Source organism: Caballeronia terrestris, assembly GCF_001544515.1.
GTDB classification, from domain to species: Bacteria; Pseudomonadota; Gammaproteobacteria; order Burkholderiales; family Burkholderiaceae; genus Caballeronia; species Caballeronia terrestris.
Map to the genome: position 1 here is coordinate 43,457 of NZ_FCOL02000035.1, position 14,019 is coordinate 57,475.

Annotated in this window: 13 protein-coding genes; 11 read left to right on the forward strand and 2 right to left on the reverse strand. The window is 64.2% G+C overall.

Going from position 1 to position 14,019, the window contains the following annotated elements; all coding sequences use genetic code 11:
* Positions 1–277: 277 nt before the first annotated feature.
* From AWB67_RS23920 to AWB67_RS23960, 9 genes are all read left to right on the forward strand, one after another.
* Positions 278–1,297, forward strand: a complete 1,020-nt coding sequence (locus AWB67_RS23920) for a bile acid:sodium symporter family protein (protein ID WP_087658699.1) — start codon at positions 278–280, stop codon at positions 1,295–1,297.
* A gap of 272 nt (positions 1,298–1,569) precedes the next feature.
* A complete protein-coding gene (locus AWB67_RS23925) occupies positions 1,570–2,610 on the forward strand; it encodes an acyl-CoA dehydrogenase family protein (RefSeq protein WP_087658700.1) in 1,041 nt (346 codons plus the stop codon).
* Between the two features lie 2 nt (positions 2,611–2,612).
* Positions 2,613–3,374 carry a PIG-L deacetylase family protein gene (locus AWB67_RS23930; protein ID WP_235025281.1) on the forward strand — a complete coding sequence of 254 codons (762 nt, stop codon included), beginning with the start codon at positions 2,613–2,615 and terminating at the stop codon, positions 3,372–3,374.
* Positions 3,371–3,976 (forward strand): class I SAM-dependent DNA methyltransferase, encoded by a 606-nt coding sequence (locus AWB67_RS23935; protein ID WP_087658702.1) that lies wholly within the window; start codon positions 3,371–3,373, stop codon positions 3,974–3,976. The genes AWB67_RS23930 and AWB67_RS23935 overlap by 4 nt, the downstream gene beginning before the upstream one ends.
* Before the next feature lie 161 nt (positions 3,977–4,137).
* Positions 4,138–5,145: a LacI family DNA-binding transcriptional regulator gene (locus AWB67_RS23940; RefSeq protein ID WP_087658703.1), complete on the forward strand. Its 1,008-nt coding sequence runs from the start codon at positions 4,138–4,140 to the stop codon at positions 5,143–5,145.
* Positions 5,142–6,407, forward strand: coding sequence for an AGE family epimerase/isomerase (locus tag AWB67_RS23945; RefSeq protein ID WP_087658704.1), 1,266 nt, complete (start codon positions 5,142–5,144; stop codon positions 6,405–6,407). Before AWB67_RS23940 ends, AWB67_RS23945 begins: the two co-directional genes overlap by 4 nt.
* Positions 6,408–6,412: 5 nt before the next feature.
* Positions 6,413–7,339, forward strand: a complete 927-nt coding sequence (locus AWB67_RS23950) for a carbohydrate kinase family protein (RefSeq protein WP_087658705.1) — start codon at positions 6,413–6,415, stop codon at positions 7,337–7,339.
* A gap of 76 nt (positions 7,340–7,415) precedes the next feature.
* Complete coding sequence (locus AWB67_RS23955; protein WP_200822295.1) at positions 7,416–7,646, forward strand: hypothetical protein; 231 nt, start codon at positions 7,416–7,418, stop codon at positions 7,644–7,646.
* Positions 7,647–7,704: 58 nt separating this feature from the next.
* Positions 7,705–7,950 (forward strand): hypothetical protein, encoded by a 246-nt coding sequence (locus AWB67_RS23960; RefSeq protein ID WP_087658715.1) that lies wholly within the window; start codon positions 7,705–7,707, stop codon positions 7,948–7,950.
* A 25-nt stretch (positions 7,951–7,975) separates the two neighbouring features.
* On the opposite strand, the gene AWB67_RS23965 is transcribed toward AWB67_RS23960, so the two are convergent.
* Positions 7,976–8,620, reverse strand: a complete 645-nt coding sequence (locus AWB67_RS23965; protein ID WP_087658706.1) for a glutathione S-transferase family protein — start codon at positions 8,618–8,620, stop codon at positions 7,976–7,978.
* A 246-nt stretch (positions 8,621–8,866) separates the two neighbouring features.
* Between AWB67_RS23965 and AWB67_RS23970 the strand changes: the two genes are divergently transcribed.
* Complete coding sequence (locus AWB67_RS23970) at positions 8,867–12,451, forward strand: indolepyruvate ferredoxin oxidoreductase family protein (protein ID WP_087658707.1); 3,585 nt, start codon at positions 8,867–8,869, stop codon at positions 12,449–12,451.
* Between the two features lie 55 nt (positions 12,452–12,506).
* Here AWB67_RS23970 and AWB67_RS39655 read toward each other — a convergent pair whose 3' ends face one another.
* Positions 12,507–13,085 carry a hypothetical protein gene (locus tag AWB67_RS39655; protein ID WP_125477650.1) on the reverse strand — a complete coding sequence of 193 codons (579 nt, stop codon included), beginning with the start codon at positions 13,083–13,085 and terminating at the stop codon, positions 12,507–12,509.
* A gap of 230 nt (positions 13,086–13,315) precedes the next feature.
* Between AWB67_RS39655 and AWB67_RS41475 the strand changes: the two genes are divergently transcribed.
* Positions 13,316–13,942: a T6SS effector phospholipase Tle3 domain-containing protein gene (locus AWB67_RS41475; RefSeq protein WP_200822296.1), complete on the forward strand. Its 627-nt coding sequence runs from the start codon at positions 13,316–13,318 to the stop codon at positions 13,940–13,942.
* The last annotated feature ends 77 nt before the right edge of the window (positions 13,943–14,019 follow it).

Consider the following 14,019-nt stretch of genomic DNA (forward strand, 5'->3'; position numbering starts at 1 on the left):
TTGGCGTTTCAGGCATGCGTGGAAACGCTGAATCGTGTGATGAGATGACCATTTTCGCGCGGGCTCGAACGTGGCGTGTTCGGCTTCTCCCGACCCGGAGTCCATACCGGAATTACATTAATCGACCACTTAAATGATATTTGCGCGTTAAATAACAAAGCAGCGAAAATACTGGTTTTCCTGACTTGACGTTTTGCACGACCGTGCTGGATCGACGGCGTGCAAGCAACGCCCGGTTTTTTCGCAACCCCTATGCACATTCGAGTGCGAGATTTTGATGGCGCGCCCAAAACTTCTCCCCGATAACTTCACGCTTGCCCTCGTGGGCACCGTCATCGTCGCGAGTCTTCTGCCGTGCCGGGGCACGGTCGCGGTCGCCTTCAACTGGCTGACGAATTTCGCCATTGGCCTGCTGTTTTTTCTGCACGGCGCGAAACTCTCGCGCGAGGCGATCGTCTCGGGCGCCACGCATTGGCGGCTGCATATTGTCGTGCTGCTCAGCACGTTCGCAATGTTCCCGCTCCTCGGCCTCGCGCTCAAGCCGATCCTGACGCCGCTCGTCACGCCCGAGCTCTACATGGGCATCCTGTTCCTCTGCACGCTGCCTTCCACGGTGCAATCGTCGATCGCGTTCACCTCGATGGCGAAGGGCAACGTGCCCGCCGCCGTGTGCAGCGCGTCGGCGTCGAGTCTGCTCGGCATCTTCATCACGCCGGCGCTCGTCGGGCTCGTGGTGCACAGCCACGGCGCGACGACCGGCTCGCCTTGGCACACGGTCGGCAATATCACGCTGCAACTGCTCGTGCCGTTCATCGCCGGCCAGGCGCTGCGGCCGGCGATCGGCAAATGGATCGACCGCAATCGCGCGATGCTGAAATTCGTCGACCAGGGATCGATTTTGCTCGTCGTCTACGTGGCGTTCAGCGAGGCCGTCAACGAAGGTATCTGGCATTCGATGTCGCTTGCCACGCTCGGCGGATTGCTCGTCGTCAATATCGTGCTGCTCGCGCTCGCCATTTTTGCGACGGCGTTCGCCGCCAAGCGCTTGGGCTTCAGCCGCGCCGATCAGATCACGATCATCTTCTGCGGCTCGAAGAAGAGCCTCGCGTCCGGCATTCCGATGGCGAAGGTCATCTTCGCCTCTCAAACGGTCGGCGCGGTAGTGTTGCCGCTGATGCTGTTCCACCAGATCCAGTTGATGGTGTGTGCCGTTCTGGCGCAACGTTGGGGCGCGCGGCGCACGGCCGCCGAGAAAGCGCGCAAGCCCGAGCGCGCGGCCGCACCGGTGCGTCGCTGAAGTTTGCAATTCCACTGCTGCCTCCCGCAAAAGCCCTGAAAGCCGCCTCGTGCGGCTTTTTTGCTATTTGAATCTGCGCGGCCGGGTCTGTCGATTCGTCCAACCGACATAGGCTCAAAGCAAGAAATCGTGCGTTCGGCGTATTCCATCCGGCCGACTGGCGCCCGGGCATGCGCATTGCCACACTTTGTCCAGCACAAAGTCACGGCAGGGCCGACAGGGAGAACCAATATGTTGAACACACGCACCGAACGCAGTCTTCGAGGGGCGCCATGCCAGCAGTCATGAACCGGCCAGCCGATTTGCAGGCGTTCCTGCGCGAATCGCGTTTTGCGCGCGGCTCGGCGGAAGAGACGGCTGGAGCGTTGCGCTCTCTCATCGACGCGGGTTTCGACCGCATTCCGCAGCCTGGAAGCGGCGCAACGCTCGAACGGTGGAAGATGCTCGGCGCGGTCGCGGCGTGCGATCTGGCGCTCGTGAAACTGTACGAAGGCCACACGGATGCGCTCGCGATTCTCGCTGAACTGAACGGCATCGAGCCCGGCGAAGGCAACGCCTGGGGCGTCTGGGCCGCCGAACCGCCGAACGCACGCCTCGGGGCAAAAAGCGCAGACGGCTCAAACGGTGAGAACCGCATCACGCTGCACGGCACGAAGGCGTGGTGCTCCGGCGCCGCGTTCATCACGCACGCGCTGGTCACGGCCTGGAACGAACGCGACGAGTCTATCCTCGCCGCCGTCGACCTGCGTCAGGCGGGCGTGCGCGTAACAAGCGAGGGCTGGGTCGCGGTCGGCATGAGCGCGAGCGCGAGCGTCGACGTGCACTTCGACAACGCTCGCGCCGTGCAGATCGGCGCCCCACGCGCCTATCTCGAGCGGCCCGGCTTCTGGCAAGGGGGCGGTGGCATTGCGGCATGCTGGCTCGGCGCGGCATCGGCGATCGGTGATTTCGTCAGACGCGACGCCGCCCGGCGCGCCGATCCGCACAAACTCGCGCATCTCGGCGCGATCGATACGGCGCTCGGCAGCGCCGCTAGCTTCCTGCGCGAGACCGCCGCGCGCTTCGATCGCGAACCTCGCGCCGACGCTGTCACACCGGCGCTGCGCGCGCGGCTCGTGGTGGAACGCGCCGCAACCGACGTCCTTGCCCACGCAGGGCGCGCGCTCGGCGCCGCGCCGCTCTGTCGCAACGAGCATTTCGCCCATTTGATGGCGGACCTTCCCGTGTTTATCCGGCAAAGCCACGCGGAGCGCGACGAAGCCGCGCTCGCTGAGCGCATCGTGAACGAGAAACACGGATCATGGGAGCTGTAATCGTGAACGACAACCAAGATCGCGTGATCGCCGGCGACGGCACGTCGGAGGCCACCTGGCAAAGCTGGGCGCGGCTTTCCACGCTGCCGGAAGTCGATCCCGCGACGCTCGTGCCCGCAGGCGCGCGCGCGGTCATCGTGGCACCGCATCCGGACGACGAAGTGCTCGGCACCGGCGGCCTGCTTGCGAAACTCTCGGCGCTGGGGCGCAAGGTGCTGATCGTCGCCGTAACCGACGGCACCGCGAGCCATCCGGGCTCGCCCGTCTGGCCGAAAGAGCGCTTGGCCGACGTCCGCCCGCAGGAAACGCGCGAAGCCTTGCAGCGCCTGCACATGCGCTACGTCCAGACGCTGCGGCTCGGTCTGCCCGACGGCAGCGTCGAGCGGTCCGAAGCGCAACTAGCGGCAACGCTCGGCGAACATCTGCGTCCCGGCGATGTGGTTTTCGGCACCTGGCGCCACGACGGTCATCCGGATCACGAGGCAGTCGGGCGGGCGGTATCGTCGGAGGCGGAGCGGCGCGACCTGCCGTTCGTCGAGATTCCGGTGTGGACGTGGCACTGGGCATCCCCCGACGATTCGCGCGTGCCGTGGAGCCGTGCGCGCCGCATCGTCCTCGACACCGATACCCACGCGCGCAAGCTCCACGCCGTCGAGGCGTTCCGCAGCCAGCTCGAACCCGATGCCGCCACCGGCCGCGCGCCGATCCTGCCGGATCACGTGCTCGCGCGACTAACGCGGCCTTACGAGGTGGTTTTGATATGAGTCGCGAGCCGAACGCCCAAGAATACTTTGACGGCCTCTATCAGCAAAGCGACGACCCCTGGCTCCTGCGCGAGCGCTGGTACGAACGCCGCAAGCGGGCGCTCACGCTCGCGATGCTCCCCGATGAGCGGTACGCGAACGCCTACGAGCCCGGCTGCGCGACCGGCGAGCTGACGGCCGAACTCGCCACACGCTGCGACACGCTGCTCGCCGCCGACATGAACGCCGACGCCGTCGAGCACGCGCGCCGACGCGTCGCGCACTTGAGCAACGTGCGGATCGAGCAGCGCTCGGTGCCTGACGACTGGCCGGACGGCCGCTTCGACTTGCTAGTGGTGAGCGAACTCGCCTATTACCTGGACGACGGCCAACTCACACGCCTCGCCGACCGGCTGACCGACTCGCTCGCGCCGGGCGGGACGGTGATCGCGTGCCACTGGCGGCAGCCGATCGAAGGCTGGCCGCACTCCGGCGACTTTGTCCACGACGAGCTGAGCGTGAAGCTGCCGCTCGCGCGCCTGTCGCACTATCAGGACGAGGACATGATCCTCGACGTGTGGTCGTCGGATTCATCGTCGGTGCATCGGCGGGAAGCTGTTTAAACCTTTTTACTAAACAACGTATAACCGACAAATCCCATACAGAACAAGCCTCTACTGGTTTTCTCTAGGTCCATGATTCGTTTTTGAGCGTATTTTTTACTATACAATCGCCGCAACGAAGCGAACCCGCCGTCGGACGATAAACAGGACACAGAGACCAGATGGGCACCACCATTCGCGATGTCGCGCGTGCGGCCAGCGTATCGATCGGCACCGTGTCGAGAGCGCTGAAAAACCAGCCAGGCTTGTCCGAAGCAACGCGCGTTCGTGTCGTCGAAGTCGCGCAGCAGCTCGGCTACGATTCCGCGCAACTGCGCACCCGCATCCGCCGCGTCACCTTTCTCCTGCACCGGCAGCACAACAATTTCTCCGTCAGCCCGTTTTTCTCGCACGTCCTGAACGGCTTCGAGGAAGCATGCCGCGAACGCAGACTCGTGCCGTCCGTGCTCACCGCCGGTCCGACACAGGATCTCGCCCAGCAAATGCGCCTGCACGCGCCGGACGCCATCGCTGTCGCGGGCTTCGTCGAGCCGGAATTGCTCGTCCACCTGCATTCGCTGAACCGGCCGACCATCCTCATCGACCTGCGCGCGCCCGGTTTCCGCTCCGTCAATATCGACAACATCAAGGGCGCGTCGCTCGCGATGCGGCATCTGTTCGCGCTCGGACGGCGGCGCGTCGCATTCATCGGCGGATCGCTCGCGCATCACAGCATCTCGCAGCGCGCGCTCGGCTACCGGCTCGCGTATTTCGAGGCGGGACTGCTCTTCGATCCGATGCTGGAAATCAACACGCAGCCCGGCCTCGCCGCTGACCTGGCCGCCGCCGACGCCATGGAACGCCTGATCGTGCAGGCGCGGGAGCAATCGAATCCGCTCCCCGACGCCGTTTTCGCCTATAACGATGCAGCAGCCCTCGCCGCGATGCGCGTCTGTGTCGCGCACGGCTTGCGGGTGCCGGAGGACATCGCGTTCGTCGGTTTCGACGATATTCCGGCTGCCGCGCAGAGCACACCGCCGCTGTCCACCGTGACGGTCGACAAGGAAGCGCTCGGCCGGCGCGGCGTGGAGCTGCTGCTCGAAGACAACCTGAACTCACTCGACCCGGCCGACACGCTGGTGCCGGTAAATTTCATCCCTCGCGCGAGCTCCGGCTCGACCACGACATGAACTCGACCGCTACAACCGTCGCACTGGACGCCGCCACCGCCACCACGGCCACCGCGCCCATCGACTTCCGCAGCCGCGACTTCCTGCTCTCGCACGTGCGCGACACGCTTGCGTTCTACGCACCCACCGCGCGCGACCCGTCCGGCGGCTTCTTCCACTATTTCAAGGACGACGGCCGCGTCTACGACCGCACGACGCGCCACCTCGTCAGCAGCACGCGCTTCGTCTTCAATTACGCGATGGCCTACCGCCATTTCGGCAACGCCGCGTACCAGGACGACGCCCGCCACGCGTTCGCGTTCCTGCGCAACGCCCACTGGGACGCCGCGCTCGAAGGCTATGATTGGGAAATCGAGTGGCGCGACGGCGCGAAACGCACGCTCGACGGCACGCGCCACTGCTACGGCCTCGCGTTCGTGCTGCTCGCGTGCGCGCATGCGTCGATGGCGGGCATCGACGAAGCCACGCCGATGATCAACGAGACGTTTCATCTGCTGGAGCGCCGCTTCTGGGACGCCGACGCCGGCCTCTACGCCGACGAAGCCACTCCCGACTGGCAGCTTTCGGACTATCGAGGGCAGAACGCCAACATGCACGCGACCGAGGCGCTCCTCGCCGCCTACGAGGCGACCGGTCACGTCATCTATCTGGATCGCGCGGAAAAGATCGCCGGGAACATCACGCTGCGGCAGGCGAAGCTGTCGAACGGGCTGATTTGGGAGCACTTCCGCCCCGACTGGTCGCTCGACTGGCATTACAACGAATCCGACAGCACGAACATTTTCCGTCCGTGGGGTTTCCAGCCCGGCCATCAGACGGAGTGGGCCAAGCTCCTATTGATTCTCGAACGCCATCGCGCGTTGCCGTGGCTTGCGCCGCGCGCCATCGAATTGTTCGACGCCGGCTTCAACCGCGCCTGGGACAGCCGTCACGGCGGCCTCTACTACGGCTTCGGCCCCGACGACACCATCTGCGACCACGACAAATACTTCTGGGTGCAGGCGGAAAGCTTCGCCGCCGCCGCGCTGCTAGGCGCGCGCACGGGACGCGAGCGGTTCTGGGACTGCTACGACGAGCTCTGGCGCTATAGCTGGGAGCACTTCATCGATCACGAATACGGCGCGTGGTTCCGCATCCTGACGTGCGACAACCGCAAGTACGGCGACGAAAAGAGCCCGGCCGGCAAGACCGATTACCACACGATGGGCGCGTGCTACGAGGTGCTGAACGCTCTCGGCGCGCCGGACACAAGCAAACGGTGAGACAAATGGCATCAGAAAAGGCATCAGAAACCCAGACTCTTCCGACCTTCGTCTCGGCCGGCGACATCCTCACCGACATGATCCGCACCGACACTTCGACGTGGCTCTCGCGTCCGGGCGGCGCGGGCTGGAACGTCGCGCGAGCGGTGGCGCGTCTCGGCCTGCCGACGGCCTGCGCCGGCTCGCTCGGCGTCGACAATTTCTCCGACGACTTGTGGAACGCGAGCGTCGCGGCCGGTCTCGACATGCGTTTCATGCAGCGCGTCGAGCGTCCGCCGCTGCTCGCGATCGTCCACAAAACGCAGCCGCCGACCTATTACTTCATGGGCGAAAACGGCGCCGATCTTGCCTTCGATCCGTCGAAGCTGCCGTCCGGCTGGATGGAACAGGTCAAGTGGGCGCATTTCGGCTGCATCAGTCTCGTGCGCCAGCCGCTCGGCGCGACGCTCGCCGCGCTCGCCGCGCAACTGCGCGAGCACGGCGTGAAAATCAGCTTCGATCCGAACTACCGCAATCTGATGGAAACCGGCTACGAGCCGATCCTGCGCAACATGGCGTCGCTCGCCGATCTGATCAAGGTGTCGGACGAGGACCTGCACATGCTGTTTCGCGGCATCCCCGAGGCGGACGCGCTCGCGCAGGTCCGCGCGATGAACCCGCAGGCGAGCGTGCTCGTCACGCGCGGGTCGAGCGAGGCGGCGCTCTATGTCGGCGACGAGGTGTTTCGCGCGAAGCCGCCGCAGGTGCAGGTGGCGGACACGGTCGGCGCGGGCGATGCCTCGATCGGCGGGCTGCTCTACAGCCTGATGGCGCGCGAAGGCGGCTGGGGCGAGCACCTGCGTTTCGCGCTTGCGTCGGGCGCGGCGGCGTGCCGGTTTCCGGGCGGTCACTCGCCGTCGCTGGAAGAAGTCGAGGCGTTGCTCAAACCATAGTTCGAAGTCCATCCGTCCATGTCACGCACGCTGCATATCAGCGTGCTAGCATGAATTTCCTCTGCGCGGAGCCATCATGGACATGGACGACACGATCTACACGAAGGGTCTCTACACCGCGACGCTCGGCGTGCGCGCCACCGACTCCGGCCAGTACCAGGGTCTCGTCTCGCTCGCGCGCGACGACGGCGGCGAGGAGACGGACGCGACGCTCTACGAAGTCGATGCGTCGTCGGAGAACGAAGCCGAGGCGCTCGAAGAAGCGCGCGCCCTTGCGCACCGGATTCTCGGGGAAATCGAACTATAAGCAGACAGCCGGCGGCGCTCGCGTCGCGCGGGCGCTCATGGCTGGATCGGAGGACATCATGCCGGAACAGCTCTTTCTCTATGGCGTCTATGCGATCCACGTGCGGCCGCTCGAACTGCAAGGCGCGCGCTGGGACGCCGAATACGAAATCCGCCATCACGAAAAAGCCGTCAAGACGTGGACGACGGTCGGCGGCGACGGCGGTCTGGAGAAGGCCGCCGACGCGATCGATCTCGCGCACAAGCAGGCCATCGCCGATATCGAAGCGGGCGCGGGTATTCCGAAGCCACGCGCGTTTCCCTGAAATTTCTTCGAACGCAGCGTGCCGCTCAAGGCCGCACGCTGGCCGTCCCCGTATGCGGCTTGAGTGAAAGTCGCTCCGCCTCGCGATGATCGATCGCCGCCGCGCGTTCGTGCCCGTCGCGGGCCACCGCTCGATCGACGTAATCCGATAGCGCCCCGCCCGGCTCGATCAGCTTCGCCATGTAGGCGATCTGCAGCGTGCTCGCGACGAGGATGTCGGCGGCGGTGAAACGCTCGCCGACGAGCCACGGCCCTTCCTTCAGCGCCCCTTCGATCGCGTGCTCGACGCGACCCAGATCGCCCCAGCCGAAGCTCACCGTGTTGCCCGGCGCGCCCGTCATGCGCTCGGCCATCGCGGGTTCGAGGCACGCGCCGGTGAAGAACATCCATTGCAGGAAGCGCCCGCGCAGCGAATCGCCGGGCGGTACCCCGAGCTGCGCGTCGGGGAATTTGTCGGAGAGATAGAGCAGCACGGCGCCCGATTCCGCGACGGTCACGCCGTCGTCGTCGAGCGCGGGCAGCTTCGACATTGGATTGACGCGGCAGAACGCCGGCTCGTTCTGATCGCCCGCGCGGATGTTCACGAACGCGAAGTCGTACGGCACGCGCAGTTCCTCCAGCATCCACAGCGCGCGGAAGGCTCGCGTTTTCGGCCAGTAGTAGAGCTTCATCGGCGGATCGTCCTTGGGCGTTTGGGTGCTGTTCAGGTTACCCCAACAAGCCCCGCTAAACGTGCGGGTTAACGCGTACACGACGCCCGCGCGGGTGAATCTCTCTCCTCGACTCCGAAAAGCGACGATTTCCTTTCCGATAACGAGATACCCGCGAGAAGTCCGCAAAAAAATTCCGGTTTTGTCGGCGAAGAATGGAGTCCTTGCGCACCCCACGCTACTTACATAACTCAAGCCGGAGACTTCATGAACGCGCGCGTTCCCTTCGAAGCCATTAACGACGGCCATACCCCGGCCCTGTCCGACTACAAGCTGACCGACAACCTGTCCGCCACGCGCGGCCGCATCTTCCTGACCGGCACCCAGGCGCTCGTGCGGCTCGTCCTGATGCAGCGCGTCGCCGACCGCGCCGCCAATCTCAACACGGCGGGTTTCGTCAGCGGCTATCGCGGCTCGCCGCTCGGCATGGTCGATCAGCAATTGTGGAAGGCGAAGAAACTGCTCGCATCGCACGACGTGCGCTTTTTGCCCGCGATCAACGAGGAACTCGGCGGCACCGCCGTGCTTGGCACGCAGCGCGTCGAATCGGATGCCGAGCGGACCGTCGAGGGCGTGTTCGCGATGTGGTACGGCAAGGGCCCGGGCGTCGATCGCGCGGGTGATGCGCTCAAGCACGGCAACGCGTACGGCTCGTCGCCGCACGGCGGCGTGCTGGTCGTGGCGGGCGATGATCACGGCTGCGTGTCGTCGTCGATGCCGCACCAGAGCGATCACGCGATGATCGGCTGGAGCATGCCGGTCGTGAATCCGTCGAATATCGCGGACATGCTCGAATTCGGCCTCTACGGCTGGGCGCTGTCGCGGTTTTCGGGCGCGTGGGTCGGCTACAAGGCCATTTCCGAGACGGTCGAATCCGGCTCGACCGTCGATCTCGACGCGATCCAGACCACCTGGAAAGCGCCGCACGACTTCGTCACGCCGGCGGGCGGCCTGCACAACCGCTGGCCCGACCTGCCGAGCCTCACGATCGAAGCGCGGCTCGCCGCCAAGCTCGACGCGGTGCGCCACTTCGCGCGCGTGAACAGCATCGACAAGTGGATTGCGCCGAGCGCGCAGGCGAACGTTGGCATCGTGACGTGTGGCAAAGCGCATCTCGATTTGATGGAAGCGCTGCGCCGGCTGGATCTTACCGTCGAGGATCTCGATCGGGCGGGCGTGCGCATTTACAAGGTCGGCCTCTCGTTTCCGCTCGAAACCACGCGGCTGGAGACGTTCGTCGAAGGGCTGTCGGAAGTGCTCGTGATCGAAGAGAAGGGTCCGATCATCGAACAGCAGATCAAGGATCACCTCTACAACCGCACGAGCGGCGCAAGGCCGATCATCGTTGGCAAGCATGCGCAGGATGGCGCGATGCTGCTGTCGTCGCTCGGCGAGCTGCGCCCGTCGCGCGTGCTGCCCGTGTTCGCCGACTGGCTCGCGCGCCACAAGCCCGCGCTGGATCGCCGCGAGAAAGTGGTCGATCTCGTCGCGCCGCAGATTCTCTCGAACGTCGCCGATTCCGTGAAGCGCACGCCCTACTTCTGCTCGGGCTGTCCGCACAACACGTCGACGAAAGTGCCGGAAGGTTCGGTCGCGCAGGCGGGGATCGGCTGCCACTTCATGGCGTCGTGGATGGAACGCGACACGACCGGCCTGATCCAGATGGGCGGTGAAGGCGTCGATTGGGCCTCGCACTCGATGTTCACGAAGACGCCGCACGTCTTCCAGAATCTCGGTGACGGCACGTATTTCCACTCGGGCATTCTCGCGATCCGCCAGGCGGTCGCGGCGAAGGCGAACATCACCTACAAGATTCTCTATAACGACGCCGTGGCGATGACGGGCGGCCAGCCGGTCGACGGCAGCATTTCCGTGCCGCAGATCGCACGTCAGGTCGAGGCGGAAGGCATCGCCCTGCTGGTCGTGGTCAGCGACGAGCCGGAAAAGTACGAAGGTCACGAAGACCAGTTCCCGCGCGGCACGACGTTCCATCACCGCGGCGAAATGGACGCCGTGCAGCGCCGCCTGCGCGACACGGCGGGCGTCACCGTCCTGATCTACGACCAGACGTGTGCGGCGGAAAAGCGCCGTCGCCGGAAAAAAGGCGAGTTTCCCGACCCGGACAAGCGTCTTTTCATCAACGAGGCCGTCTGCGAAGGCTGCGGCGATTGCGGCGTGCAGTCGAATTGCCTGTCGGTCGAGCCGGTCGAAACGGAATTGGGGCGCAAGCGCCGCATCGACCAGTCTTCGTGCAACAAGGATTACTCGTGCGTGAACGGCTTCTGCCCGAGCTTCGTCACGCTCGGAGGCGCGAAGCTGAAGAAAGCGGCAGGCAATGCGTTCGATCCGGAAGAACTCGCGCGGCGTGTCGATGCGCTGCACATGCCGAAGCAGCATCTCGATAATGCGCCGTACGACATTCTGATCACCGGCGTCGGCGGCACGGGCGTCGTGACGGTCGGCGCGCTGATCAGCATGGCGGCGCATCTGGAAGGCAAGAGCGCGTCCGTGCTCGACTTCATGGGCTTCGCGCAAAAAGGCGGCTCGGTGCTGTCGTTCGTGCGCTTCGCCGCGACCGACGCGCTGCTGAATCAGGTCCGCATCGACACGCAACAGGCCGATATCCTGCTCGCCTGCGACATGGTGGTCGGCGCGAGCGCGGACGCGTTGCAGACGGTGCGCCACGGCCGCACGCGGATCGTCGTCAACACGCACGCGATTCCGAACGCGAGCTTCGTGCAAAACCCGGACGCGAACCTCCACGCCGACGCGCTCCTCGACAAGATGCGGCACGCGGCCGGCGCCGAGCGCATGCAGACCTGCGACGCCCAGGCGCTCGCGACGCGTTTTCTCGGCGACACGATCGGCGCGAACATCCTGATGCTCGGCTACGCGTGGCAACTCGGCCTCGTGCCGGTGTCGCACGCGGCGCTGATGCGCGCGATCGAGCTGAACAACGTCGCCGTGCCGATGAACAAGCTGGCGTTCGCGATCGGTCGCCTCGCCGCCGCCGACCTGAACGCGCTCGACACGTTGCGCAAGACGGCGCAGGTGCCGCGCGTCGAAATGAACGCGATGCCGCTGCCCGCGCTGATCTCCGATCGCGAGCGGCGTCTCGCGGAGTACGGCGGCGCGAAGTACGTCGAGCGGTATCGCAAGCTCGTGAATGCGGCGGCGGCGTCGAAGAACGACGCGATCACCCGCGCCGTCGCGACGACGTTTTACAAACTGCTCGCGGTGAAGGACGAATACGAAGTCGCGCGCCTGCACGCCGATCCGGCGTTCCGCGCGGCGCTCGAAGCGCAGTTTGAAGGTACGGCGGGGCAGGATTTCACGGTGAAATTCAACCTCGCGCCGCCGGCTTTGTCGAAGGCGGAGCATGGCGGCGTGCCGCGCAAGAAGGTGTTTGGCCAATGGCTGTGGCCGGTGCTCGGGACGATGTCGAAGTTCCGCGGCCTGCGTGGCGGTCTCTTCGATCCGTTCGGCAAGACGCTGGAGCGCCGCATGGAGCGCCAGCTCGCCGGCGATTACGAAACCACGATGACGCGTGCGCTCGGCGCGCTCACCGCCGATAACGCGAAAGACGTGGAAGCGCTCGCCGCTCTTTATGAGCGCGTGCGCGGCTACGGTCACGTGAAACTCGCGAACCTCGCGATGGTCAAGCGCCGCGAGCGCGATCTGGCGGCGGAATTGCGTATCGAGGCGGCGACGGGCGCGGCGGTGCGCGCGTCGCTCGACGAGATGAAGGGCGCTGCGAGCCTGAAGGGGATCCCGGTGGTCGTTGCAAAGTAAAAGCACAACGCTAGCGCTCGGGGTCGCTATCGAACACCGTTTCATGCGCTCGTGCTCAGATGGCGGTTGTATTGATGCCGGCTTGTTGGATTTGTCCCTTCCGGGGCAAATCCAACGCTCTGGGCACCATAAAGGAGATCGCTTGGCCCGTCATGAAAGCGACCGCAGAACCTCTGAGTGATCTCGTGTAGAGCGCCGACAATCTTTTGTTGTAGCGTTGCACGGTTCTGTCGTGCGCGTTACTACGGGATCTATCGGAAATGCCGGAATTTTTCAGGAATTCAGATTTTTCTCGTTGAGCAAGATCCAGCCAAATAGCTAATCTCCCGAACACAAAAAAGTTATTAACGGGAGAGAAAAGCTCGTGAGTGCGACCACCGAACGAACCGGCGTAAGTCGTTGCGCCGCGCATCAGTTCGCAGCTTCTTCGCGTCACGGCACGTACTCTGCCGATGTGCCACGCACGGCCAGCGTCAAAAACGTGAGCGTCGTTCGCTCTACCGGCGTTGGCGCGATCTGCGCCGCTAGACGCCTTGAAATCACGGTGACACCCCCGCTTGCAGATATGCCGCACAGTGACCATCTGAACCGATCGGCGATCTTCACGAATAACCACCGAGCCGTTCTGGCTCATCAGTCTCCACAGGCACGGGCCGCAAGGTACAAGGCGTCATCGCCACTTTCAACCCACTTGCCAGCCTCCCCCACAAATCAGACCACTTATGGATTCGCGCTGAATTGCGCGTGCGCTTTTGTGCGATACCCAAAAGCCCAGCGTGACGAACTCCACGCGCAGTCCGCTCAAGATTACAGAGGCTAGCGCTGGGGATGGATTTATCGATTCTCAAAAAAATGAGAGGCTTAATGGACGAAGACGCGAATCATCCGAATGCGAGCCCCGCGCCGATGGACCCGGCGAACGCGGGTAAGCACCCCCCGAAGCGCTATCAGCACGACGTTGCCACGTGGCTCGTGCCCATGCAGATCGATCATCTTGGAAGACAGTTTTGGGAATCGTATATGACGCCCGTGAGTTATCAAGTGAGGGCGCTGGTTGAGATTCCACCGCATTTGCCGGGGATTGTTATCTTTGTGCACGGGGTGAATTCGGAGGGAGAGTGGTATGACGATGCGGAAATAGCGCTGTGCGAAGGACTCAACAAGCGGCTAAATCGTGACGACATCAAGGCCAATGAATATTCAACCATTGATCCGACGACTCAAAAACCCGGAAGTCGTAGACTCATAAAACATCGCAATTCACCCGTCATCCGCTTTTACTGGGGCTACAGCGCGAAGAAAGGCACCGAAAAGCAATGGCGTATTCCGCTTCGAAACGACAACGGCTTCGACGCTTGGGCGCCTGAGTGCGGCGAGGAGTTTGGTCCGTGGTACTGGGGCGGCGGACCCTTCCAGAACGGCACGAACAATCTTCAGCAGTGTTGGAGCCACACTGGATTCAAGCGTCACGTCTTCGGCTTCGACCTTTAGCATCTGAACACCGAGACGGATCGCCAATTGCAGGATGCCCCGCCGCGCAGTTACTACGCACACGCGGCACAACGGCT

Bases quoted from the DNA above. Each gene is read 5' to 3' on its own strand.
- AWB67_RS23935 (WP_087658702.1), top strand. From the start codon at position 3,371: ATGAGTCGCGAGCCGAACGCCCAAGAATACTTTGACGGCCTCTATCAG.
- AWB67_RS23920 (WP_087658699.1), top strand. From the start codon at position 278: ATGGCGCGCCCAAAACTTCTCCCCGATAACTTCACGCTTGCCCTCGTG.
- AWB67_RS23940 (WP_087658703.1), top strand. From the start codon at position 4,138: ATGGGCACCACCATTCGCGATGTCGCGCGTGCGGCCAGCGTATCGATC.
- AWB67_RS41475 (WP_200822296.1), top strand. From the start codon at position 13,316: ATGGACGAAGACGCGAATCATCCGAATGCGAGCCCCGCGCCGATGGAC.
- AWB67_RS39655 (WP_125477650.1), bottom strand. From the start codon at position 13,085: ATGAGCCAGAACGGCTCGGTGGTTATTCGTGAAGATCGCCGATCGGTT.
- AWB67_RS23925 (WP_087658700.1), top strand. From the start codon at position 1,570: ATGCCAGCAGTCATGAACCGGCCAGCCGATTTGCAGGCGTTCCTGCGC.
- AWB67_RS23960 (WP_087658715.1), top strand. From the start codon at position 7,705: ATGCCGGAACAGCTCTTTCTCTATGGCGTCTATGCGATCCACGTGCGG.
- AWB67_RS23950 (WP_087658705.1), top strand. From the start codon at position 6,413: ATGGCATCAGAAAAGGCATCAGAAACCCAGACTCTTCCGACCTTCGTC.
- AWB67_RS23970 (WP_087658707.1), top strand. From the start codon at position 8,867: ATGAACGCGCGCGTTCCCTTCGAAGCCATTAACGACGGCCATACCCCG.
- AWB67_RS23965 (WP_087658706.1), bottom strand. From the start codon at position 8,620: ATGAAGCTCTACTACTGGCCGAAAACGCGAGCCTTCCGCGCGCTGTGG.
- AWB67_RS23955 (WP_200822295.1), top strand. From the start codon at position 7,416: ATGGACATGGACGACACGATCTACACGAAGGGTCTCTACACCGCGACG.
- AWB67_RS23945 (WP_087658704.1), top strand. From the start codon at position 5,142: ATGAACTCGACCGCTACAACCGTCGCACTGGACGCCGCCACCGCCACC.